The following is a 23,278-nucleotide window of genomic DNA, read 5'->3' on the forward strand; positions in this document are numbered from 1 at the left end:
GAGGCCCCTGTCTCAGGGGCCCCTTCATCGACGTACAACAGGACAAGAGAGATCGCTCTGATGCCCAAGAACGACAACAACAAGAAGAGCAGGAACATCGCCATCGGCGCGGGTGTCGCCGTCGCCGCCGTGCTGCTCGGCGTCGCCTCGTACACCGCCACCAAGCCCGACGACTCCACCAGCACGGTGAAGGAGGAGGCCGCGGGCGCGGCGCCCTCCGCCGAGCAGCAGGCCGGTGTCTACCCCGAGCTGGAGAAGCTCGCCAGGCGCGACGCCAAGGACCCGCTCGCGCAGGGGCGCGCCGACGCGCCCGTCGTGATGGTCGAGTACGCCGACTTCAAGTGCGGCTTCTGCGGCAAGTTCGCCCGCGACACCGAGCCTGGCCTGGTGAAGAAGTACGTCGACGAGGGCACCCTGCGCATCGAATGGCGCAACTTCCCGATCTTCGGCGAGGACTCCGAGCGGGCCGCGCGCGGCGCCTGGGCGGCCGGTGAGCAGGGCCGCTTCTGGCAGTTCCACGAGGCCGCGTACGCCGAGGGGTCCAAGGAGAAGGGCTTCGGCGACGACCGCCTCAAGGAGCTCGCGAAGGAGGCCGGGGTCAAGGACGTCGGCCGCTTCGTCAGCGACGCGGACAGCGACGCGGCGAAGGCCGCGGTGAAGAAGGACCAGGAGGAGGCGTACGGCCTCGGAGCCACCTCCACGCCGTCCTTCGTGATCAACGGTCGGCCCGTCTCGGGTGCCCAGCCCGACCAGGTCTTCGACCAGGCGATCGAGGCGGCGGCCAAGAGCGCGAAGGACGCCAAGGACTCGAAGGACGCGAAGGGCCCGAAGGCGGCGGACAAGTGACCGCCGACGTCGGATACTTCGCCGCCTTCCTCGGCGGACTCCTCGCCCTGGTCAGCCCGTGCAGCGCCCTGCTGCTCCCGGCCTTCTTCGCCTACTCGATCGACTCGACGTCCCGTCTCGTCGCCCGCACCGGCATCTTCTACGCCGGGCTCGCCACGACCCTGGTGCCGCTGGGCGCCGCCGGGTCCTACGCGGGGCGGTTCTTCTTCGGCCACCGCGACCAGCTGGTGCTCGTCGCGGGCTGGCTGATCATCGGGCTCGGGGCGCTGCAGATCCTCGGCATGGGGTTCGCCTCGCGCAAGATGGCCGAGCTGTCGGGGCGGATCAGGCCGACCACCGCGTTCTCCGTGTATGCACTCGGTGCGGTGTACGGGCTCGCCGGGTTCTGCGCGGGACCGATCCTCGGCAGCGTCCTCACGGTGGCGGCGGTGAGCGGGAGCCCGGTGTACGGGGGGCTCCTGCTCGCCGTCTACGGCCTCGGTATGGCCGTGCCGCTCTTCCTGCTCGCGCTGCTCTGGGAGCGGTTCGACCTGGGGCGGCGCCGGTGGCTGCGGGGCCGGACGTTCACGGTGGGGCGGTTCGAACTGCACACCACCTCGCTGCTGTCCGGACTCTTCTTCATCGGGCTCGGCGCGCTGTTCCTCGCGTACGACGGGACGACCGCGCTGCCCGGTCTGCTCGACGTGGACGACTCGTTCGCGGTGGAGCAGTGGGCGAGCGGCGTCGGCCGCGCGGTGCCGGACGCCGCGCTGCTGGTCGGGGTCGTGGCCCTGGTCGCCGTGGTGCTCGGGGTCCGGTGGTGGCGGGGCCGGCGGACCGGCTCCGTGGAGGCCGCGGAGGCCCCGGAGGGGTAAGTCCCTTTTGGGTGCTTTAGCGTGGCCGTATGTCTGATCACGGCGCGCACGGGCGGGTTCCGACGAGGAGCGAGCGGTGGGGCGCCTTCAAGGAGTCGCCCTTCCTGCCCGCGACCGTGCTCGTGTTCATCCTGGCGGCCGCCGCGGGGCTCTTCGCGGGTTCGTACACCTACTCCATGGCGAACCCGACGCCCCACCGGATCCCCACGGCGGTCGTCGGCGCGCAGGACTCGGCGCGCGGCAAGACGTTCCTCGACGGCATGGAGAAGGCCCTGAACGCCTCCCTGGAGGTGCGCGGGTACGACAGCGTGGCCGCGGCGCGGCAGGGCGTGGACGAGCAGGAGGTCTTCGCGATCGTCGACGCGGGCCCTGACGGCAGGGTCACCTTCGACGTGTCGGGGGCGTCCGGGGCCTCGGTCGCCCAGGTGCTCGCGGAGACCGCGCCGAAGGTGGGCGCGGAGGTCGGCGTGCCGGTGACGGTGAAGGACGTCAAGCCGCTGCAGGAGGGCGATCCGCGCGGGCTCGCCATCTTCTACATCTCGCTGGCCGCCGTGATCATCGGCTTCGTCGGCGCGATCCAGCTGAGCGTGCACGCGCGGGGGCTCAATCCGGCGGAGCGGATCGGGTTCACGGCGCTCTACGCGCTGCTCGGCGCGTTCGTCATCGCGGCCGTCGTGGACTGGTGGCTGGGCGCCGTGGACCTGCCGTTCGTGGAGTCCTGGCTGATCCTGGCGCTGACGATGTTCACGTCGGGCATGGTCTTCACGATGTTCAACACGCTGTTCGGGCGCTGGGCGATGATCCCGACGTGGGGGCTGATGGTGCTGCTCGGCAATCCGTCGTCGGGCGGCGCGGTGTCGTGGCCCCTGCTTCCGTCGGTGCTCGGGCACATCGGGCGGTGGCTGCCGCCGGGAGCCTCGGTCAACGCGCAGCACACCGCGGTGTACTTCGGCGGGCACCAGCACGCGTTCCCGTTCCTGGTGCTCGCGGGCTGGGCGGTGCTCTCCAGTGCGGTCTTCTGGGTGTGGCGGCACCGGCATCCGGGCGGCCGGGAGTCCGCGCCCGCTCACGCTCACGCGGTGGCTGTCGGCGGGTGAAACGACAGAAGCCCCGCCCACCGGGCGGAGCTTCTGGGGAAGTGGCTGGGGCCGGGATCGAACCGGCGACCTATCGCTTTTCAGGCGATCGCTCGTACCAACTGAGCTACCCAGCCACGCAGTTCACCGAGGTGATCTGCAAGCGGTCCTGACGGGATTTGAACCCGCGGCCTCCACCTTGACAGGGTGGCGAGCACTCCAAACTGCTCCACAGGACCAAGCATTGTGCGAGCACTAGTCTCGCACAAGGTGTTGCGTGCCCCCAACGGGATTCGAACCCGTGCTACCGCCTTGAAAGGGCGGCGTCCTGGGCCACTAGACGATGAGGGCTAAGAGGCCCGCCTGGGCGCTTTGCAGCGCGTCGGGGACGTGAGAAGCATATGGGATGCGGGGAGGTATCGCCAAAACGGTTTAGGAGGAGGGGGCGGGGGTGGTCGGCGAAGGGGGTGCGCCCGGCTGGTTCTCCTTGGGGAGATGGCGGCTGACCTCCGCCTTCGTGAGGCCGAGTCCACCCAGTTTGATCTCGTCCCAGGCCTGCAGCCGCTTGGTCGTACGGTCCAGGTAGAGCACCGAAGCCTGGACCGGGTCGGGGTACTTGTCCTCGACCGCGCGCAGCCCGCTGCCGCCCGTCGACCCCTCGACGCGCAGCCGCGTGCCCTCCTCCATGACCTCCATCTCCTGGTGGTGGACGTGGCCCGCGAGGGCGAGCGGCACCTCGCCGTCCGTCTCGCGCGCCGCCGTCGGGTTGTGCGCGACGGCCACGTCGACCGGGGTGCCCGCCGCGCGTTCCGCGCGCAGGGCCGATGCCAGGCGGATGCCCGCCAGGTGCTCGACCGCGTCACCTTGCGTCTTCACCGAGCGGTCGGGGGTGTACTGCGGGTCGCCGATGCCCGCGAAGCGCAGGCCCGCGACGGTCTCGGCCCTGCCGTCGTCGAGGACGTGGACGTTCTCGAAGCGCTCCAGGTAGCGCTGGGTGGTGTGCGAGTCGTGGTTGCCGCGCACCCACACGTAGGGCGCGCCCAGGTCGGCGATCGGGTCGAGGAAGGCGTTCTCGGTGGCCGAGCCGTGGTCCATGGTGTCGCCGGAGTCGACGATGACGTCGATGTCGTACTGCTCGACGAGGGAGGCGATGATCTTCCAGCTCGCCGGGTTGAGGTGGATGTCCGAGACGTGCAGGACCCGCATCGTGGTGGGGTCCGGCTGGTAGGCGGGGAGCGTGGACGTCACGTCGTAGAGCTTGGTGACGTTGGCGACCAGGCGCGCCAACTCCTGCTGGTAGACGTCGAACTCGCTGACGATGCTGCGGGCGTTGCCGACGACCGAGGGGGCGCTGCTGAGCAGTCCGGAGAACTTCGGCTCCAGGACGGACTTCGGGTTCCAGGTGGCGTACGCGGCGGTGCCGGACGCCGCGAGCAGGGTGAGGGCCAGACCGCCCGCCGCCAGGGCGCGGCGCGGGCGGCGGTAGACGGCGAGGCCCAGCGCGGTGGCGCCGGAGACGACGGCGACGCAGGAGCGCACGGCCAGGTCGAGCGTGCCGTGGCCGACGTCGCGCGCCACCTCCTCCTGGAGCCCGGCGAGCCGCTCGGGGTGGTCCACCAGGGCCTGGGAGCGCACCGGGTCCAGGCGGTCCACGTCCACGTCGAGGCGGATCGGGGCCGTGTGCGAGCGGAGTTCGAGGGCGCCGAGCGGGGAGACGTTGATCTTCGTGCCGCCGGACAGGGAGGGCCGCAGCGTCATCCGGGTGTCCATCGGGCCGACCGGCGCGCGCACGCTGCCGACGATGAGCAGGCCGAGCCAGGCGCCCACCAGGACGACCGTGACCAGGCTGAACGCACGGGCATAGGGGTGCGGAGGGCTGATCAGTTCGCCCACGGGGTGGCCGCGGCGAGCTCGGTAGTGGCCTACGAGGGCGCTGCCCACCCTTCGTACGCCCTGGAGAACGACTGTGAAGTCGCGGGCCATTGGTCCGGTATGCCCAAGTGCGGGGGCGGGTATGCCGGGACGGGGCGGACGACGTGGTCGACAATGGGGGTGTGCTGGAGATGACGCGCGAGGAGTTCGAGGAACTGGTCGCCGAGGCGCTCGACCGGATTCCGCCGGAGCTGACTCGGCTGATGGACAACGTGGCCGTCTTCGTCGAGGACGAGCCGCCGTCGAACGATCCCGAACTGCTCGGGCTCTACGAGGGGACGCCGCTGACCGACCGGGGCGAGTGGTACGCCGGGGTCCTGCCGGACCGCATCACCATCTACCGGGGGCCGACGCTGCGGATGTGCGAGTCGCGCGACGATGTGGTCGCGGAGACGGAGATCACCGTGGTGCACGAGGTGGCGCACCACTTCGGGATCGATGACGAGCGGCTGCACGCGCTCGGGTACGGGTGACCCGGGTCCGGGGGAGGTGACCGGGGTCGGTCGTTGTTCGGGTACGGGTGAGCGGGGGCCGTGCTCGGGTGCGGGTGTGCGTCCGGGCGCGGGTGGCGCTCCGTGTCCTTGGGCGGGCCGTGGGAGTTGGGCAGGGCGTCCCGATTCCCAGCGCCCCGGAGGTGCTCGGCCGTGCGCCAGTTGTACGTTTTTGCCCGTTGGGCCACCGTCGCGGTGGCCGTCGCGGCGACCGCGGGCTGCATGAGCGTCAGTGACGACGGGAACGCGCCGGGTCCCGGGCGTTCCGCCGGGCACCGGGGCGGCGCCGCGGCGCCCGACGGCGGCCCCGTGGCCCGGGACGGCGACAGCGGCTCGGGCGGTGACCGGGAGCACGGCAGCGGCAAGCGGAAGGGCAAGGGCAAGGGGAAGGGCGAGGACGACGACGCGGCGGTGAAGGCCGGTGAGTCCCCTGCGGGGGACGCGAAGCCGTCCGCGTCCTCCTCCGGGCAGGCCTCGGCCGAGCCGACGAAGCCCGGCAAGCCGGAGAAGCCGTCTCCGGAGAAGCCGAAGCCGACTCCGACGCGGGACACGCCGACGCCCACGCCGCCCAAGCCGACGCCGACCCCGACGCCGGATCCGACCACTCCGGAGCCGTCGTCATCGGCGCACGAGGAGTCCGGTCAGGACGCGCAGCTGCAGCGGCGCGAAGGGGAGAGCGCGGGGCGCGAGCCGTCGCCTCAGGTGGGGCCTCGGTAATTCGCGGGAGGGCTCGTGGGGGCGGGCTCGGGGCGGGGCGGGTTCGGGGCGGGCTCGCCCGGGTCGTTTTCGCAGGTCGAGAGGGGTCCGGGGGAGGGCGGTTTGCCATATGGGGTGGAGGGTGCGTATGGTGGTAGATCGTTTGATCCCATTTGCCCGGCGCCGACACAGAAGAGCGCCGCGTGGCGCGTACTCTCCCTTGCCGTGGCTGACCGCATAGAGGCGGTCCATTGCGAAATCACGGAGTTGACGGGCGCGTGCCGAGACTCCGGAAGGTTTCGCATTTCGCATGTCCATTTTCAGTTCTGACCACGCCGTCCTGCCCGAGAACGAGTCGGTCGAGGCCGTCGAGAGCGACGCCGTAGAGGCCGTCGCCGAGGCCGTCGAGATCGTCGAGTCGGCTCAGGCCGAGGACGTCACCGAGGTCACCCCCGACGCCGACGCCGACGCCGCTGAGGCCGAGGTCGCCACCGACGCCGCTGAGGCCGACGCCGACGCCGAGCCCGAGCTCACCTTCGGCGACCTCGGTCTGCCCGAGGGCATCGTCCGCAAGCTCGCGCAGAACGGCGTCACCACGCCCTTCCCGATCCAGGCCGCGACCATCCCGGACGCCCTGGCCGGCAAGGACATCCTCGGCCGTGGCCGCACCGGCTCCGGCAAGACCCTCTCCTTCGGCCTGCCGATGCTGGCGACGCTGGCCTCCGACGGCCGCACCGAGAAGAAGAAGCCCCGCGGCGTCATCCTGACCCCGACCCGCGAGCTCGCGATGCAGGTCGCGGACGCCCTCCAGCCGTACGGCGACGTGCTCGGCCTGAAGATGAAGGTCGTCTGCGGCGGTACGTCGATGGGCAACCAGATCTACGCCCTGGAGCGCGGCGTCGACATCCTCGTCGCCACCCCGGGCCGTCTGCGCGACCTCATCAACCGCGGCGCCTGCTCGCTCGAGAACACCCAGATCGCGGTGCTCGACGAGGCCGACCAGATGTCCGACCTGGGCTTCCTGCCCGAGGTCACCGAGCTGCTCGACCAGGTTCCCGGCGGCGGCCAGCGCATGCTGTTCTCGGCCACGATGGAGAACGAGATCTCCACGCTGGTCAAGCGCTACCTGAACAACCCGGTGACGCACGAGGTCGACAGCGCCCAGGGCAACGTCACGACCATGACGCACCACATCCTCATCGTGAAGCCCCGCGACAAGGCGCCCGTCACGGCCGCCATCGCCGCGCGCAAGGGCCGCACGATCATCTTCGTCCGTACGCAGCTGGGTGCCGACCGCATCGCCGAGCAGCTCTGCGAGTCCGGTGTGAAGGCCGACGCGCTGCACGGCGGCATGACGCAGGGCGCTCGTACGCGCGTTCTTGAGGACTTCAAGAAGGGCTACGTCAACGCGCTCGTCGCGACCGACGTCGCCGCCCGAGGCATTCACGTCGACGGCATCGACCTGGTCCTGAACGTGGACCCGGCCGGTGACCACAAGGACTACCTGCACCGTTCAGGCCGTACCGCTCGCGCGGGCCGCTCCGGCACGGTCGTGTCCCTCTCGCTGCCGCACCAGCGCCGCCAGATCTTCCGCCTGATGGAGGACGCGGGCGTCGACGCCTCGCGCCACATCATCAACGGCGGCGGCACCTTCGACCCGGAGGTCGCCGAGATCACCGGCGCCCGTTCGATGACCGAGGTGCAGGCCGACTCCGCGGGCAACGCCGCGACCCAGGCCGAGCGTGAGGTCAAGGACCTCACCAAGGAGCTGGAGCGCGCGACGCGTCGCGCCACCGAGCTGCGCGAGGAGGCCTCGCGCCTCACCGCGCGTGCCGCCCGTGAGCGCGGCGACGACCCGGAGACCGCGGTGGCCGAGGCCGCCGCTGCCGCCGAGGCCGCTGTCGAGGCCGCCGCCTCCGTCCCGGAGCAGCCCGCCGCCCGCGAGGAGCGCCGTCCGCAGCGCGACGAGCGCGGCAACTACGAGCGCGAGCGCCGTGACGACCGCGGTGGCCGTTCCTTCGAGCGTCGTGACGACCGCGGTGGCTCCGGCTTCCGTGGCGGCGACCGTCGCGAGGGTGGCGACCGCGGCGGCTTCAACCGCGACCGCGGCAACGACCGTGGCGGCCGTTCCTTCGAGCGTCGTGACGACCGCGGTGGCTCCGGCTTCCGTGGCGGCGACCGCCGCGAGGGTGGCGGTGGCTTCAACCGTGACCGTCGTGACGACAACCGTGGCGGTGGCTCCGGCTTCCGCCGTGACGACCGTCCCTCGGGCGGCTTCAACCGTGACCGTCGTGACGACAACCGTGGTGGCGGCTCCGGCTTCCGTCGCGACGACCGTCCCTCGGGCGGCTTCCGTGGCGGCGACCGCCGTGACGACAACCGTGGTGGCGGCTCCGGCTTCCGCCGCGACGACCGCCCCTCCGGCGGCCACCGCGGCAGCGACCGCCCGTTCAACCGTGACCGTCGCGACGACCGCCCCTCCGGCGGCGCCCGCTCCGGCGGCCACGACCGCCCGGCGTTCAACCGCGACCGCTCCGGCACGGGCACCGGCTCCTTCGGCCGCCGCGACGACAAGCCGCGCTGGAAGCGCAACGGCTGACGCCGACGCCTGAGCGAGTGAACTGAGGCAGCGGGCCCGTCCCTTCGGGGCGGGCCCGCTGTCGTATGCCAAACGTGACGTGTGTCATGTCCCTGTCGTGGGCAACGCTCGTGCATGAACCCACCACCGCCCGGCCCACCACCTGCCTCGCCACCCGGCTCCGACGAGGAACGCCTCGCCCAGCTCGGCTACACCCAGGTCCTGGCCCGCCGCATGTCCGCGTTCTCCAACTACGCCGTCTCGTTCACGATCATCTCGGTGCTGTCCGGCTGCCTCACCATGTACCTGTTCGGCATGAACACCGGCGGTCCCGCCCTGATCACCTGGGGATGGGTCGGGGTCGGACTGATGACGCTGTTCGTCGGGCTCGCGATGGCGGAGATCTGTTCCGCCTATCCGACGTCGGCCGGGCTCTATTTCTGGGCGCACCGCCTCGCGCCCACCCGCACCGCTGCCGCCTGGGCGTGGTTCACCGGGTGGTTCAACGTGCTCGGGCAGGTCGCCGTGACCGCGGGGATCGACTTCGGGGCGGCGTCCTTCCTCGGCGCGTACCTGAACCTGCAGTTCGACTTCACCGTCACCGAGGGCCGCACGATCCTGCTCTTCGCCGCGATCCTCGTGCTGCACGGACTCCTGAACACCTTCGGCGTACGCATCGTGGGGCTGCTCAACAGCATCAGCGTCTGGTGGCACGTGGCAGGGGTCGCCGTCATCGTCGGCGCGCTCGCGTTCTCGCCGGACTCGCACCAGTCGGCGTCGTTCGTCTTCACCGAGTTCGTCAACAACACGGGGTGGGGCAGCGGCCTGTACGTCGTACTCATCGGGCTGCTCATGGCCCAGTACACCTTCACCGGCTACGACGCCTCCGCGCACATGACGGAGGAGACCCACGACGCGTCGACGGCGGGCCCGAAGGGCATCGTCCGCTCCATCTGGACGTCCTGGATAGCGGGTTTCGTCCTGCTGCTCGGTTTCACCTTCGCCATCCAGTCGTACGACGGCGCACGCGAGTCCGCGACGGGTGCGCCGCCCGCGCAGATCCTGCTCGACGCGCTCGGCGCGACGGGCGGCAAGCTCCTGCTCCTCGTCGTGATCGGCGCGCAGCTCTTCTGCGGCATGGCGTCCGTGACCGCCAACTCCCGCATGATCTACGCCTTCTCGCGCGACGGCGCGCTGCCGTTCTCGCACGTCTGGCACTCGGTGAGCCCGCGCACCCGCACCCCCGTCGCCGCGGTGTGGCTCGCCGCGCTCGGGGCGCTGGTGCTCGGCCTGCCGTATCTGATCAACGTCACGGCGTACGCGGCGGTGACCTCGATCGCCGTCATCGGCCTCTACATCGCCTACGTCATCCCGACCCTGCTGCGGCTGCGCCGTGGCGACGCCTTCGAGCGCGGACCCTGGCACCTGGGCCGCTGGTCACGCCCGGTCGGCGTCGTCGCGGTGGGCTGGGTCGGCGTGATCACCGTCCTGTTCATGCTGCCGCAGGTCTCGCCGGTCACCTGGGAGACCTTCAATTACGCCCCGATCGCGGTACTCGTCGTCCTGGGCTCCGCGGCGACCTGGTGGTGGGCCTCGGCCAGACACTGGTTCCTCAATCCGGAGCACGAGCGCACACTGGCCCGCGAGGCGGCGCGCTCCGGGCAGCCGGAACCACTGGATCCGTGACCTCCGGCGGCCCTCGACGGCGATACCCGATCGGACGGCGGGGTCCCTCCCGCTATGCTCGGGGGTGCACCGACGAGGACCGTTAGCTCAATTGGCAGAGCAGTGGACTTTTAATCCATTGGTTGTGGGTTCGAGTCCCACACGGTCTACCGAGAGCGGGAGAGGGAAACCCCCTCTGACCTGCTACGCAGCGTTCGGGTCGACTTTGGTCGGCTCGGACGCTGCTCCGTTTTCCGGCTCTTGCGTGAGCGATGCGTGAGCGGACGGGCCGTCATCAGGGCTCTCGTCAGCGGATTGCTCGGCCTTCCCAGCCTTCCAGGCCCGGGGGATCAGGCTTGCGGCCTTCTCGGCGATCTCGCGGTCGACCTCGGGGAGCAGGCTCGTGTACGTGTCCGAGGTGAGCGTGATGGTGGAGTGCCGCAGGGTCTCCTTCACCGCGTGGATGTCGCCGCCACCGCCGTGAGTGAGAGTCGCCGCGACATGGCGCAGGTCGCGAAGCGTGATGGGCGGTAGGTTGGTCGTCGCGAGGATGCGGCGGAAGCTCAAGGAGATCGTCTCGGGGTGCAGCCAGGAGCCGTCCTCCTGCGTGAAGACCTTGCCCGTGTCCTGCCAGGCTGTGCCCCACTCGGCGCGTTCCTTATCCTGGCGGGCCTTGTGGTCGCGGAGCACGGCGACGTTCGCCGAGTCCAGTGCGATGGTGTTCGCGCTGCCGTCGGTCTTCGGTTCGGACTCGTACGGGTCCCAGCCGTCGACCACGATCTCCTTGGCCGGAGTGATGAGGCCGACGTCGAGATCAATCTCGTGCCAGTCCTGGCCGACCGTCTCGCCTCGGCGGAGGCCGCGGCTGCCCATGAGGTGGAAGGCCGCATAGAGCCGGTCGCTCTCGGCCGCATCGAGGTAGACGCCGAATTGCTGGGGTGTCCACACCATGACCGGGCCGGGTATCTCACCCGTCTCGCGCCAGCGCCGTACGCGCTCGTCGGTCCACAGCAGGGGCTTGGGCCGCTTGCCCGACGCGAGTTCGACGTGGGTGGCGGGGTTGAAGGTGATGAGCTGCTGGGCGATGGCCGAGTTCAGCGCGGCGCGCAGGGTGCGGCGGATGGCCTGCCAGGTGCTCGGGCCGTTCAGCTTCCGGAACGGCTTCATCTCCGCGAGTTTGGCCCGCTCGTGGGCGAGGCGGTCGCGCTCGGCGGCCACGGGGCGGCCGGGCTTGTTCGGCTTGCAGCGGGCCTTCTGTTCGCGGCGGGCCTGGTTCTCGGCTGCGATGACCTCGTTGGCGTCGGCGATCGCGTCGAACATCTCCACCAGGTGACCGACATTGAGTCGGTCGAGGCGGACGTGCCCGATGCGCGGCTTCAGGTGGACGCGAATGTGCGAGGCGTAGCCGTTGAGGGTGGTCTTGCGGCGCTTCTTCGCGGCGAACCAGCTGTCGAGCCACTCGCCGACGGTGAGGCTGCCGCGTAGGGCTACGCCCGCGTTGAGGCGCCGCCTCGTCTCCTCGACGTCGGGCAGCGGCGCCTTCTCGGTGACGATCCCCTCCAGCATCGCGACGAGACGGGAGACGCTGTCGGCGTCGTCGGATTCGGCGAGACCGATGAGGGAGCGAACGTGGTCGAGGTCGGCCTGGGCGGCCTTGAGGGACTCGTAGCCAGCGCGACTGAAGGTGCGGCGAGTGCCGTCCTCGCGGGGCGGGAGCTCCTGGCGTACGGAGTACGAGCCGTGCTTGCGGCTGGAGAGCCTGGGGCAGTTCTTGCCGAGCGGCTTTCCGGTCTTGGGGTCGCGGCAGTAGCAGCGGCGGTGGGTGGAGCCCTTCAAACGTCGTTCTCCTCAGTGGTGCTGGGGCCGGATTCGGGTGGGTCGACCTCGGCGGCGAGCTCGGGCCACAGGTAGGGAGGCGTGACGCCTTCCTCCCTGATGAAAGCGCGGGCCTCGCTCAGGCGGACTCTTGCCGCCTCGGCCGCCTCGGCGGCATGGGCCTGAGCGCGGAGGGCTTCGGCCTTCCGATCGGCGTTGTTGGCACTCCGGGCCTTGTAGCCCGCGTCCTCCTCCTCCTGCCTTGCGGTCCTGAGCCTCTCCTCGGCGGCGTGGTGGGCGCGGAAGTAGCGCAGCATGTCGTCCTCGGCGCCGAGTTCGGTGCTCTCCCCGGTGAACCACTTCAGGGCGTCCAGCGTGGAGGTGGGGTGTTCGAGGGGGAGTCGCTGTACATCGTCGATGTAGCCGACGGGATAGATGAGGCAGATGGGGGATGTGTTCAGGGCCTGGGCCAGGACCATGACGTCGACCAGGGGCAGGTTGGAGCGGCGGCCGGACTCCATGTTGGCAATCACGTTGCGGGGGATCGGGTGACCGATCGCCTCGCACTTGTCGGCCAGGTCCTGCGCGCTCCACCTCAACTCCTTCCGCCGTCTGCGGACCTCGCCGGCCACGGCGGCCATGACCTGATCCACCCACTCGGGGACGTCGTCCTCGTCGTCCGTCTCAATTCCATGGTCGGAATGATGCTGTGTCATGTAGACACATTAACTCGCTTAGCGTTGATTCCATGGCCTGGAGACGAGTGCGATCGTCGTGTTCGCCGAGGGCTCAGTCATGGATGGAGCGCGCATGCGCGAGAACGACCCCGCCGACCGGGCGAAGGGCATGAGTCGCGAGGAGTTGCTGGACCTTCCCGCCGCCGTTGACCTGGAGACCGGCAACCGAGCTTTGGGGCTCGGGCGGAGCAAGGGGTACGAGCTGGCCAAGCGCGGCTTGTACCCGTGCAAGGTGCTGCGCCTGGGCAACACCTACCGGGTGGTGACCGCCGACCTGTTGAACCTGTTGGGGCTGGCCGCATGACCACAGGCGCGCGTAGCAGACGCTTCTGCGCCGAGCTGACACAGGAACGCTGGACTGTGGCAGGACGTGGCCGTACGGTTCGTGATCCCTCGCCATGGCCCAGTGCCCGCGAGAAGAGGGAAGGCCCCCGGCGGTGCGACGCCGGAGGCCCAGTGACTCCCTTGCCCCCAGTGACAGGAACCGACCCGGCGGCCAGGGCGTGCGAGCCCGCGACCGCCAGACGAGGAGCTGCCGAGTGCAACCCACCAACCCCGACTCCTATTCCGCGCCCGCTAATGCGGCCTGGCCCGCAACTGCCATCCCCGGTATGCCGGGTGCGCACCTGCGCAGCGAGGGAGACGAGGAGACGGAGGCCGACCGGAGTGATTGCTCCCACGACGCCGAGGAGCAGGCCCCGAGTGGACCCGGGGAAGTACCCGGTATAGAGCCGGAGGCGACCGAGGGCGCGCAGCTGCTGAATGATCTGCGGGCGCAGCTCACGCGGTACGTCGTCATGCCCAGCGAGGAGGCCCTCACGGCGGTGACGCTGTGGATCGCGGCCACGCACCTGCAGCGTGCCTGGCAGCACGCGCCTCGTCTGGCGGTGGTCGGCCCGGCCAAGCGCTGCGGTAAGTCACGGCTGCTGGACATGGTGACCGAGACCGTGCACCACCGGCTGATCACGATGAACGCCAGCCCTGCGGCGATCTTCCGCTCGATCACCGACGAGGATCCGCCAACACTCCTGCTGGACGAGGCCGACACTCTTTTCGGCACCGCCAAGGCGGCAGAGAAGAACGAGGAGCTGCGCGGCCTGCTCAACGCCGGACACCAACGCAATCGGCCCACGCTGCGGGTCACCGGTCCCGAGCACAAGCCGGTGGCGTTCCCCACCTTCGCCATGGCCGCGCTCGCGGGGATCGGTGACCTGCCGGACACGATCATGGACCGGTCCGTGGTCATCCGGATGCGCCGCAGGGCAGCGGGCGAGAAGGTGGCCTCCTTCCGCGTCGGACGCGACACCCCCGCCCTGAACGCGATCCGCGATCAGCTCGCGGCCTGGCTGACGCCGCTGTACGAGCGGGCAGTGGACCTGGAGCCGTCCATGCCGGTCGAGGACCGTGCGGCCGACACCTGGGAACCACTGGTGATCGTGGCCGACCTCGCCGGAGGCGACTGGCCCGCACTCGCCCGCGCCGCCTGCCGCTCCATGGCCGCGTACGAGGCTGGGCAGGACGAGGACAGCGGCCTGAAGACCCGCGTCCTCACCGACATCCGCCGGGCTTTCGTTTTCCACGGCGACCCGCCTGCCCTGCGGACCCGCACCCTGCTCGACTGCCTCAACGAGGATGCCGAAGCGCCGTGGGCCGAGTACGGCGCCACGGGGCTGACCGCGCGGGGTCTGCAGGAGCTGCTGAAGGACTACGGCATCAGCTCCAGCACGCGCCGATTCCCCGACAGTGCCCAGGCCAAGGGCTTCGCGCGCAACCAATTCCTCGATGCCTGGGCCCGCTACTGCCCGCAGCCCGAGGCCCCGGCCGCGCTTGGCCCCGGCACCGCAGCCTGACCCGACTTGTCTCGTACCACTCGTATCCGCGCAGGTCAGCGCGGGTACGAGTGGTCGGCTGACAACGAGTCGTCTCGTCATCGCTTTTCTCTCGTACCTGCCCTGACCAGGCACGTAACGAGTGGTACGAGTCACCACGCCGTACGGCGGCCACCCCTGCCCGCATCCCCGCCGGGTGGCCGCCGCCCAACCCCACCTGGAGTGCCTCCGCTTGACCTCTCCCACCGCCATATCGAGTACCGCTGCGATCCGCGCGGGCATCGCCCTGCTCGCCGCCTTTGCCTTCGCGCTCTCCTACGACGCCCTGCGTCAGATGGCCGTCGCCATCCACATCCGCGGACCGCTCACCTACGCCTTCCCTCTCGTCATCGACGGCTTCATCGCCATCGGCGTCGGCGCTCTGCTTATGCTCCGCACCGCCCCGACGCGCTCCCGCGTGTACGTGTGGGCACTCGTCGGCACGGCCACCCTGACGAGCATCGGGGCCAACGCCCTGCACGCCGTCCGCCTCAACCAGCAGACCCACCCAGGCGGCGGCCTACGGCTCGACGACCTCACCGTCGGCGCCCTGTCCGCCATCGCCCCACTGGCCCTGGCCGGAGCTGTTCACCTCTACATCGTCGTCCACCGCCACCCCGCTCCTCGACCGCAGGAGCCCAATGCCACAGAGCGCCACAACCTCGCCGACATGGCGCGCGATGCCGCCAACGTGGCTTCGGGCACCACCGAAGCGGCCAAGGAGCCGCAACCCTCCGCCGAACCGCAAGACCACAAGCTCAACGAGCTCTCCCCCGAACGGCTCGCCCTCGCGCGCACCGCGCCACTGGGGCGAAAGGGTCGTGCCTCGCGCCGCCACATCGAGGACACGTTCCGCAGCCAGGACCTCACCATCGGCCGGATGGAAGCGGACAAGATCAAGGACGCCCTTCAGACCGAACTCGACGCAGCCGTCTCCCAGCGGCAGAGGGAACTCGACGCGGTACCTGTCGGCGCCACCTGATCCCTGCGGTCGCGCCGATCGCCTACACGCTCCCCGGCTTCGCCCCGTGTCCCCGTGTGGACCAGCACGAAGACACGGCGACCGCGCACAGCGAGGCACACGACACCAGCACCCCCACGGAGACCCAACTCATGCTCAACCAGCACCACGAACTCCCCACCCCTCAGCGGGAGATGGCTACCGGCCTCAACAGCGCAGCAAGGTATGCCGCTGGACCGTCCAAGGACCGGTCCCACGGGGAAGCCTCCGCCCCGGGGGTGGCGGAGGCACTCGGGCACCAGGGGGTGCCCGAGGAGGAACATGCCGTCGGCATCAGCGCCGACACCGCTGCTGCTGTGCCGCTGCCGCGTGCCGCCGACGAAGCCGCCCTCCACCGAGTCGCCCGCCGCCGCAAGCCCGACCCCAACGGCCAGCGCAAGAAGCGTGTCGATGCCCGGTACAGCGTCGAGGAGAAGGCCGACATCCTTGCCAAAGCTCGGTCGCTGAACATCAGCGGTGCCCACTACGTCGCCATCGTCACCCTGGCCCACGTCCACGGCGACCTCACCGTGCCCGGCCAACGCTCGCCACTCGACGACTACATCGACGAACTCAACGCCCTGCGCCAGCAGGTTGCGGCCATCGGCCACAACGTCAACCAGATCACCAAGAAGCTCAACTCCGGCGGCCAACCTCACCCCGGAGACAGCGCCCTGCTGGCCCAGACCGACCGCACCCTGAACGCCGTCGGCGCGACTGTGGGCCACATCGCGGCAGCCGCCAACCAGGCCGTCAGCCACAAGGCGGCCCGATGATCGCGAAGATCACCAGCGGCAAGAACACCGCCAACTTGATCCGCTACCTGTACGACACGAAGAAGGCCAAGGACCACACCGACCCGCACCTGGTCGCCTCCTGGGACGGCTTCGCCCCCGACCCCGGCCGCACCACCGGCGACTTCGACGCCACCAAAAAGCTCCTCGTCGCCGACCTCGACCTGCACGTCAAGCAGGCCGAGCGGCTCGGCCGCGCCCCCGAACAGCACGTGTGGCACTGCTCGATCCGCGCCGCCGAGACCGACCGCCACCTCAGCGACGAAGAGTGGGGCGACATCGCCCGCCGTGCCGTCGCCGCCACCGGCATCGCGCCCGAGGGCGACCTGGACGGCTGTCGCTGGGTCGCCGTGCGGCACGCGCCGGACCACATCCACATCGCCGCCACCAAGGTCAGAGCCGATCTGCGCACCGCACGCCACTGGAACGACTACCTCACCGCTGACCGCGAACTCGCCGCCGTCGAGAAGGAGTACGGCCTGTTCCAGGTAGTCCGCGGGAACCGCACCGCCGCCAAGCGCCCCACCCGCGCCGAACAGGAGAAGGCCAAGCGCACCGGCCACGACCGCACCGCCCGCGAACGGCTGCGCACCACGGTCCGCACCGCCGTGGCCGCCGCCACCAGCACGGAGGAGTTCATCCACCTGCTCCAGGACACCGACGGCGTCCTGGTCGACGTCAAGCACTTCCCCTCCGGTGACGTGCGCGGCTACACCGTCGCCCTTCAAGGCGACACCAACAGCAAGCAGGAGCCCATCTGGTACTCCGGCTCTGCCCTCTCCCCGGATCTGTCCTTCCCCAAGATCCGAAAGCGACTCGAAGCCACCGAGCAGCAACAGAGCCAGCGTCGACCCAACCCTTGGCACCAGGCCACCGCCGCCGCGGAACTCATCCCCCACCGCCTCGATCACGGTGACGACGCAGCCGCCCAGGCCCACCTCGCCGCCTTCGGCGAAGCACTGGACGTACTCCCTCTCCTCGCACCCCCTCATGCTCGTTCCCAACTCCGCCGGGCAGCCGAAGCGTTCGAGCGGGCCACCCGCTCCCGCATCCAAGCCGAGCACCAGCACGCCCGCACCCTGCGCGGTGCCGTGCGGGCCATGGTCCGCGAGCCCGTTCCCAGGGATGGCACGGCGCTGGCGATGTTCCTCGACGCCGCGATCCTCGTCGTCATCGCCGCCGCCCGCTGGCACCAGCTCCGCCATCACGACCAGCAGGTGGCCGCCGCCCAGCAGACCCTGCTCCACCTTCAGGATGCCTACGACCAGGCCGTTGTCGCGCCACTTGCCGTGCTCGCCCAGCACCGGCCTCCCCGGCAGGTGGTGGAGCGGCAGATCCTCATCATTCGGCAGGCTGTTCCTGCCCATGCGGAACAGGTTCTGGAGGACCCGGCCTTCAGTGCACTCGCAGCCGTGCTCGCGGACGCCGAGAGGGCAGGCCACGACCCAGAACAGCTCCTCCAGCAAGCCGCCGACCAACGCGTCCTGGATGGCGCCCGCCGCCCCGCACGGGTCCTGACCTGGCGCATCGAACGCCTCAGCGCACGGCCCGCGCCCAGCGCCAGCGCTCGTGCGGCACAGGCTCAGGTTGCGGCACAGCGCACGGGCCCGCTGGTGCAATCACCACTGGCTAACCTAATCGCTCAGCCACAGCCGCCGCAGACACGGCGACGCTGATCCGGCAGCCTTCCAGCGGTTCAAGCCCCGTCGTAGACCCACGCACGGCCGGTCTGGCGGTACTCCTCTACGGGGACTGGCTGGACCCCGGCCGCCATGCGTGCGGTGTACAGCAGCCCGTCGAGGTGGTCGATCTCGTGGTGGATGAGGCGGGCGAGGCCGCACTCGTACTCGGTGACCACCACGTCGCCGGTCAGGGCCGTGGTCTCCACCGTGATCTTGAGGGGGCGGGGGACGAGTCCGCGTACGTCGAAGAAGCTCAGGCAGCCTTCGTACTGTTCGTCACTCTCGTCCGAGTGGGCGGCGATCCGCGGGTTGAGCAGGATGACGGCAGGTGCGTCATCCGGCGGCTGGACGACGGCGGCGGCGCGGCCGATGCCGATCTGTGGGGCCGCGATGCCCATGCCCTTGGCGAAGGGGTGGACTTGGCCGATGCGTTCCATGGCGGCGAACAGTTCGTCCACGATGCGCTCGGCCTGGTCGCGCTCGGCGGGCAGGTCGAAGCCGCGGGCCGGTTCGGTGAGGATGCCGGCGCCGCGCTGGACGACTCCGAGGTCCCGCATCTGCTGGCTGGGCCGCACGTCCGTCACCTGAACTCCCCTTGATCCGTGTCATGTTCGGGCCGGGCACGGAACCGCCATTCCAGACGGTCCCGAGCGTGCAGGGCGGGTGTGGTCGTGATCCAGGTGGGTTGCCGTAGCTCGCCGTCGTCGCTGCGGACGGTCGGGGCTTGCCGCGAAGGTTCCTGCTGACGTAGCCGCGGCCCTCCCGCAGGACACCTACCCGCTCCGCAGCCAACTTCGTCCGACCCGCTTAGATCGGCCCTAAGGGTTGTCCCGCAACGGCTGGCCACGAGTGAGATGATCTTGACGTGGCTGGCGTGATAATCACGGCGTCGGAGTCGTCTTGGATAGGTCCGTTCACTGGGCTGAGCCCGCGCACGTTCCGCAGGTTGGTGATCACAGTGCAGCGCGAGAGTGCAGCCGAACCACGACTGGGGCGTCCGTGGGGTCTGCCGCTTGAGGACCGGATTCTCCTGGTCGCGACCTACTGGCGCACGAACTTGACGATGCGCCAGCTTGCCCTGCTGTTCGGGATTTCGAAGTCGGCGGCTGGTCGGGTCATCGGCCATATCGGTCCACTGCTGGCATTGTCGTCTCGACGCCGGTTCGCGAGAGGCGCGGTGCTGATCGTCGACGGGACGCTGGTGCCCACCCGCGATCACGCGGTAGCCGAGCAGTCGAAGAACTATCGGTACTCCACCAACCACCAGGTCGTCATCGACGCTGATACCCGCTTGGTCGTTGTGGTCGGGCGGCCACTGCCGGGCAACCGGAACGACTGCAGAGCGTGGGAGGAATCGGGGGCCAAGGCTGCGGTAGGCCGGACGACCGTAATAGCTGATGGCGGCTATCCAGGGACTGGGCTGGTCATGCCGCACCGCCGCACGCATGGGGAAGAACTAACCGGCTGGAAGCGGGAGCACAACCGCTTACACAAACAGGTCCGCGCACGAGTGGAGCACGTCTTTGCCCGAATGAAGACCTGGAAGATCCTGCGCGACTGCCGCCTGAAGGGCGAAGGCATTCACACCGCGATGCTCGGCATCGCTCGACTGCACAACCTCGCCCTCACCGGATGACTCACACCCCGTGGCTGGCGTTGGCTCCTCACTTCGATGAGCACCGGAACGCCCAAGCATGGGGCCACGGGCGAGTCAGGGCCGGATGTGTTTCAACGTGAACTCGGGCAGGGCATACGGGCCGGCCTGCGGGGCTTCGGGATCGGCAGGGACATCGGAGTCAGTGATGTGCGACGCATGCGTTTCGGCGTTGTCGATGGGTGTGTAGGCCAGTTCGGATTCTGCGGGGAGTTCCCAGAAGCGGCGGGTGTTGGCAGAGACGGCGTACGCCGTGGCAAAGCGCGTGGACAGCGGAGCGGTCAGCGCGGCAAGGCAAAAGCCGACGGCATCACGCGGGCTGAGCCAAGTCGCCAGGTGGCGCGACTCGGTGGGTGCCTCCTCGAAGCTGCCGATACGCAGGCAGACCACGGACACACCGAACTTGTCCGCGTACAGCCGCCCCAGGGCCTCGATGGCTGCCTTACTCACCCCGTACAGGCCGTCGGGGCGCACCGGCTCCTGTGGGCCGGTGCGATGGGCCATGGGATAGAACCCGCTCACGCGGTTGCTGCTGGCCAGCACAACCCGCGGAATCGCCGCACGGCGGGCGGCTTCCAGGACATGGTGGGTGCCCAGCACATTCGCGTCCAAAAGATCCTCAAGCGGCGCCTCGTCCGGCAGGCCGCCAAGATGAAGCACGGCGTCTGCACCCGCGAGTGCAGCCTCGACGGCTGCCGCGTCCCGAAGATCGACGATCTGAACCACCTCGTTCGCGACTTCGACCTGGAGCGGAACGCGGTCGAGCAAGACCAGGCGGCGCACCTCGCTGCGCAACACCCGGCGCACGACTGAGCCGATGTTCCCTGCCGCCCCGGTGACGACCACTGTTCCCAGCTCCACTGCACGCCTCCACCATTCGACCTCATCAATGCCCTGATCCGGACAGGCTGTGATCGTCTCATCGGCAGTCACGATGCCCAACGGGTGGGCACTCGACAGGAGGTGGGGGCGTGTCACGAGATCCATCGCCATACGGGACAGCCCTTAGGACGGGTGAACGGCACTCAGCACAGCGCGAATTGGGGTGTGCCCCCGCCAAGAGCCGGGCAAGGGCTGGCATGGCAAGGTGTGATCACTTACGGCAGGTGACACGGTCTTTACCGGGCCTCCTCCTCGCGGGCCGATGATGGCCGCCGCTATAGAGGAAGGGGCAGTAGCGGCGCTCGTCGTCGGGTGTCCCCCTGTCAGATGGGCAGCTGCCAGCTCGGTCCGGTTGGCGAGCCGATCCACACGGTCTGCTCGAAGGGGGTGGCGGACATGCCGAACTCAGTCAGCGCCGGGGTTCCGGCTTTCTGCCACGCGGAGAGGGCGTCTTCGACCTGGTCCCAAAGGCGTAGTTGCCCGTGCTGGTGAACGGTCCATGTCTGTCCGTCGGGTTCGGTCCATGCCTGTGAGCCGGTGGCTACGTCGCGGAGGATGATGCCGGTGCTGGTGGTCATCAGCTCGGCGGAGGGTGCCGCGAGCTGGGCGACGAAGCGCCCCGCCCATGACTCCAGGAGGCCGGGGTCCAAGACGGTGTGACGGGTGTCGCCGTCCAGCCGGAAGAAGACAGGGGAGGGGGGGCGTTCGTGGGGGCGGGCGAGCATGTAGGTGATGGTGTCTGCGGTGAAGCGGCCGTGGGCGGTCCCCTCGTCGTCGAGGACCAGGCGGATCAGCCCGGCAGCGAGCATCCAGCCGCAGATGGTGGTGGTGATCGATCCGCCGTCGTTGAGCTGCCAGAACCAGGAGGGCGGGATGGACCGCACGGAGCAGGTGGCGATGATCGCGTCGTAGTCGGCGTGTTCCTTGCACCCCTGGAGGCCATCTCCGGTCGCGAGCGTCGGCGTGTATCCGGCGTCGTGCAGGTGCGTGGCGGCGCTCGTCGCGAGCCCGGGGTCGTACTCGATGCTGACGATGCTCCCGGGCCCGAGCCGGTGAGACAGGACTGCTGTGGAGTACCCGGTGCCGGTGCCCACCTCGAGGATCCGTTGGCCCGGCTGGAGTTCTGCCACCTGAGCGGTGCGTACTACGAGGGAGGGGAGGGTGGCCGAGGAAGTAGGGCTGCCAGAGACCGAGCTGGTGGTGTCGGCGGCGTCCTGCTCCTCGACCTGGGTGACCCAGGTCTGGTCGGAGTAGACCATCCGCAGCCACTCGTCCTCGCCGGTCTCCTTCCTGCGCACGGGTTCCCATCCGGTGCCGGTGAGCCGGAAGGCGGCGTCGCCGAGGAACAGCTCGCGGGGTACCGTCGCGATGGCATCGCACCAGGCGGGGTCGAGTGTGGGGTTGGCGGAAGCGATGTCCTCGGCCAAGGCGAGACGGAGTGCGGCGGGGTCAGCGGGCACGGTGCTCTCCTGCGTGCTGGAGCTGGTCGGCGACGGCGGTGACGATCCTGCCGGTGATCGGGTCGGGAAACCAGGCGAACTGCCCATTCGGGTTGCACTCGTACAGCCAGATCCGGCCGTCGCGGTCCACACCGAAGTCGAAGGCTCCGAAGACGAGCCCGAAAGCGTCGAGGTATTCGCGGATGCTCTTGGCCAGATGTGGAGGTATATCGATGAGCGAGTACGACAACGCGTCGTAGTGCCGTCTCCAGTCCAGGCCGGGCGAGCCGTCGATCTGAACGGCGAAGATCTCTTCCCCGACAGCTGTCACCCGCAGGTCCACCACTGAGGGCACTCGCTTCTGGAACAGGTGCATGGTCTGGGCGACGCCGACGTTGAGGTCGGCCGGGTCGACCTCCTCGACCCACACGGTCAGGGACCGTCCGTCGCCATCCTGGTAGTCGGTGTTCCGGAGCGGCTTGTAGACCACGGGGCCGTGCTCGCGGGTGAACTCTCGTGCTGCGGCTGCGTCGTTGGTCAGCAGAGTCGGCGGGATATCGAAGCCGCACCGGGCCGCGGTGGCGAGCTGCGTCGGCTTGTACTCGGCATCCCTGTTCCTGAAGGGGTGGTTGACGTAATGCGCGTGGGGCAGCGCGGCGAGAATCCCGCCGAGGCCGTATCGGGCTTCTTCACGGCACCAACGGGCATCCTGGCCATCCAGGCCCGCTGGCGCGGTATAGGGGCGCGGTCGGCGCCAGTACACCGATCGGACCTGCTCCAGGTGAGCTTGCCGGGTGGTGGTCCGCACGCTGCCGTGCAGACCACCGTTGTCGAGCCGGGCGGCGACGGTCATCTCCGTGGGGAAGTCGCCCGGGTCGAGCCGCACGACGGGGACCTGTCGCTGGTGCAGCTCCTCGATGACCATGTCAGCAGTTGCGTCATCGAGTTGAGAGACCACGAGTACGGGTGGCTCCGAGGTCAATCGGTGTCCCCTTCCTGGTCCGACCCCTCGTCCGTTTCGCCGTCCAGACTGGTCTTCGTCGTGGTCTCTTTGTTGGTCTCCGACCGCTTGTGGCGATCCAGCACGGGCACGTCCAGCCCGTCCGGTCCGACCCACCGTCCGGTCTGTGTCTCAGGATCGAGTACGACGTCTGCGGCGGGCAGGACGACCGTGTCGGGATAGGGCCTCATCCGTGAAACGCCCCACGGGGCCAATGCTTCACTCACCTGAACCTCCGGTCGCCTAGCCACAGATCGTCGGCGCACAGT

Annotated in this window: 21 protein-coding genes and 4 tRNA genes; 14 read left to right on the forward strand and 11 right to left on the reverse strand. The window is 69.6% G+C overall.

Annotated features, from left to right (window positions below):
• Nucleotides 1-60 precede the first annotated feature (60 nt).
• From CP970_RS22520 to CP970_RS22530, 3 genes are read left to right on the forward strand one after another with little or no spacing between them, the layout of a single operon-like run.
• Nucleotides 61-846 (forward strand): DsbA family protein, encoded by a 786-nt coding sequence (locus CP970_RS22520; RefSeq protein WP_055544080.1) that lies wholly within the window; start codon nucleotides 61-63, stop codon nucleotides 844-846.
• Complete coding sequence (locus CP970_RS22525) at nucleotides 843-1,700, forward strand: cytochrome c biogenesis CcdA family protein (RefSeq protein ID WP_055544079.1); 858 nt, start codon at nucleotides 843-845, stop codon at nucleotides 1,698-1,700. Before CP970_RS22520 ends, CP970_RS22525 begins: the two co-directional genes overlap by 4 nt.
• A 29-nt stretch (nucleotides 1,701-1,729) precedes the next feature.
• Complete coding sequence (locus tag CP970_RS22530) at nucleotides 1,730-2,797, forward strand: ABC-2 transporter permease (protein WP_055544078.1); 1,068 nt, start codon at nucleotides 1,730-1,732, stop codon at nucleotides 2,795-2,797.
• Between the two features lie 42 nt (nucleotides 2,798-2,839).
• On the opposite strand, the gene CP970_RS22535 is transcribed toward CP970_RS22530, so the two are convergent.
• The 4 genes from CP970_RS22535 to CP970_RS22550 all read right to left on the reverse strand — a co-directional run bounded on the left by CP970_RS22535 (nucleotide 2,840) and on the right by CP970_RS22550 (nucleotide 4,759).
• Nucleotides 2,840-2,913 (reverse strand) — tRNA-Phe (locus CP970_RS22535).
• Between the two features lie 27 nt (nucleotides 2,914-2,940).
• Nucleotides 2,941-3,015: transfer RNA gene (locus CP970_RS22540), tRNA-Asp, on the reverse strand.
• A gap of 39 nt (nucleotides 3,016-3,054) precedes the next feature.
• A tRNA-Glu gene (locus CP970_RS22545) sits at nucleotides 3,055-3,127 on the reverse strand.
• 81 nt (nucleotides 3,128-3,208) lie between these two features.
• Nucleotides 3,209-4,759 carry a metallophosphoesterase family protein gene (locus tag CP970_RS22550; protein WP_150493787.1) on the reverse strand — a complete coding sequence of 517 codons (1,551 nt, stop codon included), beginning with the start codon at nucleotides 4,757-4,759 and terminating at the stop codon, nucleotides 3,209-3,211.
• A 71-nt stretch (nucleotides 4,760-4,830) separates the two neighbouring features.
• Here CP970_RS22550 and CP970_RS22555 point away from each other — a divergent pair, with 71 nt between their 5' ends.
• The 5 genes from CP970_RS22555 to CP970_RS22575 all read left to right on the forward strand — a co-directional run bounded on the left by CP970_RS22555 (nucleotide 4,831) and on the right by CP970_RS22575 (nucleotide 10,308).
• Nucleotides 4,831-5,181 (forward strand): metallopeptidase family protein, encoded by a 351-nt coding sequence (locus tag CP970_RS22555; RefSeq protein WP_055556630.1) that lies wholly within the window; start codon nucleotides 4,831-4,833, stop codon nucleotides 5,179-5,181.
• A 171-nt stretch (nucleotides 5,182-5,352) separates the two neighbouring features.
• Nucleotides 5,353-5,916, forward strand: coding sequence for a hypothetical protein (locus CP970_RS22560; RefSeq protein WP_063806289.1), 564 nt, complete (start codon nucleotides 5,353-5,355; stop codon nucleotides 5,914-5,916).
• Nucleotides 5,917-6,205: 289 nt separating this feature from the next.
• Nucleotides 6,206-8,494, forward strand: a complete 2,289-nt coding sequence (locus tag CP970_RS22565; RefSeq protein ID WP_150493789.1) for a DEAD/DEAH box helicase — start codon at nucleotides 6,206-6,208, stop codon at nucleotides 8,492-8,494.
• A gap of 114 nt (nucleotides 8,495-8,608) precedes the next feature.
• Nucleotides 8,609-10,159: an amino acid permease gene (locus CP970_RS22570; RefSeq protein ID WP_055546463.1), complete on the forward strand. Its 1,551-nt coding sequence runs from the start codon at nucleotides 8,609-8,611 to the stop codon at nucleotides 10,157-10,159.
• A 76-nt stretch (nucleotides 10,160-10,235) separates the two neighbouring features.
• A tRNA-Lys gene (locus CP970_RS22575) sits at nucleotides 10,236-10,308 on the forward strand.
• A 34-nt stretch (nucleotides 10,309-10,342) separates the two neighbouring features.
• Here CP970_RS22575 and CP970_RS22580 read toward each other — a convergent pair.
• Both CP970_RS22580 and CP970_RS22585 read right to left on the reverse strand, forming a co-directional pair.
• A complete protein-coding gene (locus CP970_RS22580; RefSeq protein ID WP_055546465.1) occupies nucleotides 10,343-11,974 on the reverse strand; it encodes a site-specific integrase in 1,632 nt (543 codons plus the stop codon).
• A complete protein-coding gene (locus tag CP970_RS22585; protein ID WP_055546467.1) occupies nucleotides 11,971-12,669 on the reverse strand; it encodes a helix-turn-helix domain-containing protein in 699 nt (232 codons plus the stop codon). The genes CP970_RS22580 and CP970_RS22585 overlap by 4 nt, the downstream gene beginning before the upstream one ends.
• A gap of 94 nt (nucleotides 12,670-12,763) precedes the next feature.
• Here CP970_RS22585 and CP970_RS22590 point away from each other — a divergent pair, with 94 nt between their 5' ends.
• From CP970_RS22590 to CP970_RS22610, 5 genes are all read left to right on the forward strand, one after another.
• Nucleotides 12,764-12,994, forward strand: a complete 231-nt coding sequence (locus tag CP970_RS22590; protein ID WP_055546479.1) for a hypothetical protein — start codon at nucleotides 12,764-12,766, stop codon at nucleotides 12,992-12,994.
• 307 nt (nucleotides 12,995-13,301) lie between these two features.
• Complete coding sequence (locus tag CP970_RS22595) at nucleotides 13,302-14,540, forward strand: DUF3631 domain-containing protein (protein WP_079043427.1); 1,239 nt, start codon at nucleotides 13,302-13,304, stop codon at nucleotides 14,538-14,540.
• Nucleotides 14,541-14,751: 211 nt separating this feature from the next.
• Nucleotides 14,752-15,540: a DUF2637 domain-containing protein gene (locus tag CP970_RS22600; protein ID WP_079043428.1), complete on the forward strand. Its 789-nt coding sequence runs from the start codon at nucleotides 14,752-14,754 to the stop codon at nucleotides 15,538-15,540.
• Nucleotides 15,541-15,671: 131 nt separating this feature from the next.
• Nucleotides 15,672-16,334 (forward strand): plasmid mobilization relaxosome protein MobC, encoded by a 663-nt coding sequence (locus CP970_RS22605; RefSeq protein ID WP_169801222.1) that lies wholly within the window; start codon nucleotides 15,672-15,674, stop codon nucleotides 16,332-16,334.
• Nucleotides 16,331-18,028, forward strand: a complete 1,698-nt coding sequence (locus tag CP970_RS22610; RefSeq protein WP_055546473.1) for a relaxase/mobilization nuclease domain-containing protein — start codon at nucleotides 16,331-16,333, stop codon at nucleotides 18,026-18,028. The genes CP970_RS22605 and CP970_RS22610 overlap by 4 nt, the downstream gene beginning before the upstream one ends.
• A gap of 20 nt (nucleotides 18,029-18,048) precedes the next feature.
• On the opposite strand, the gene CP970_RS22615 is transcribed toward CP970_RS22610, so the two are convergent.
• A complete protein-coding gene (locus CP970_RS22615; RefSeq protein WP_055546475.1) occupies nucleotides 18,049-18,618 on the reverse strand; it encodes a peptide deformylase in 570 nt (189 codons plus the stop codon).
• A gap of 281 nt (nucleotides 18,619-18,899) precedes the next feature.
• Between CP970_RS22615 and CP970_RS22625 the strand changes: the two genes are divergently transcribed.
• A complete protein-coding gene (locus CP970_RS22625) occupies nucleotides 18,900-19,670 on the forward strand; it encodes an IS5/IS1182 family transposase (RefSeq protein ID WP_055546477.1) in 771 nt (256 codons plus the stop codon).
• A gap of 75 nt (nucleotides 19,671-19,745) precedes the next feature.
• Here CP970_RS22625 and CP970_RS22630 read toward each other — a convergent pair whose 3' ends face one another.
• The 4 genes from CP970_RS22630 to CP970_RS22645 all read right to left on the reverse strand — a co-directional run bounded on the left by CP970_RS22630 (nucleotide 19,746) and on the right by CP970_RS22645 (nucleotide 23,200).
• Nucleotides 19,746-20,681, reverse strand: coding sequence for an NAD-dependent epimerase/dehydratase family protein (locus CP970_RS22630; RefSeq protein WP_224058612.1), 936 nt, complete (start codon nucleotides 20,679-20,681; stop codon nucleotides 19,746-19,748).
• Between the two features lie 212 nt (nucleotides 20,682-20,893).
• Nucleotides 20,894-22,030, reverse strand: coding sequence for an ATP-grasp peptide maturase system methyltransferase (gene tgmC, locus CP970_RS22635; protein ID WP_150493791.1), 1,137 nt, complete (start codon nucleotides 22,028-22,030; stop codon nucleotides 20,894-20,896).
• Complete coding sequence (gene tgmB / locus CP970_RS22640; protein ID WP_079043612.1) at nucleotides 22,020-22,991, reverse strand: ATP-grasp ribosomal peptide maturase; 972 nt, start codon at nucleotides 22,989-22,991, stop codon at nucleotides 22,020-22,022. Before tgmB ends, tgmC begins: the two co-directional genes overlap by 11 nt.
• Entirely contained in the window at nucleotides 22,988-23,200 is a 213-nt protein-coding gene (locus CP970_RS22645) for a putative ATP-grasp-modified RiPP (protein ID WP_055548904.1), read from the reverse strand. The genes tgmB and CP970_RS22645 overlap by 4 nt, the downstream gene beginning before the upstream one ends.
• Nucleotides 23,201-23,278 lie beyond the last annotated feature (78 nt).

Source organism: Streptomyces kanamyceticus, assembly GCF_008704495.1.
Taxonomy (GTDB): domain Bacteria; phylum Actinomycetota; class Actinomycetes; order Streptomycetales; family Streptomycetaceae; genus Streptomyces; species Streptomyces kanamyceticus.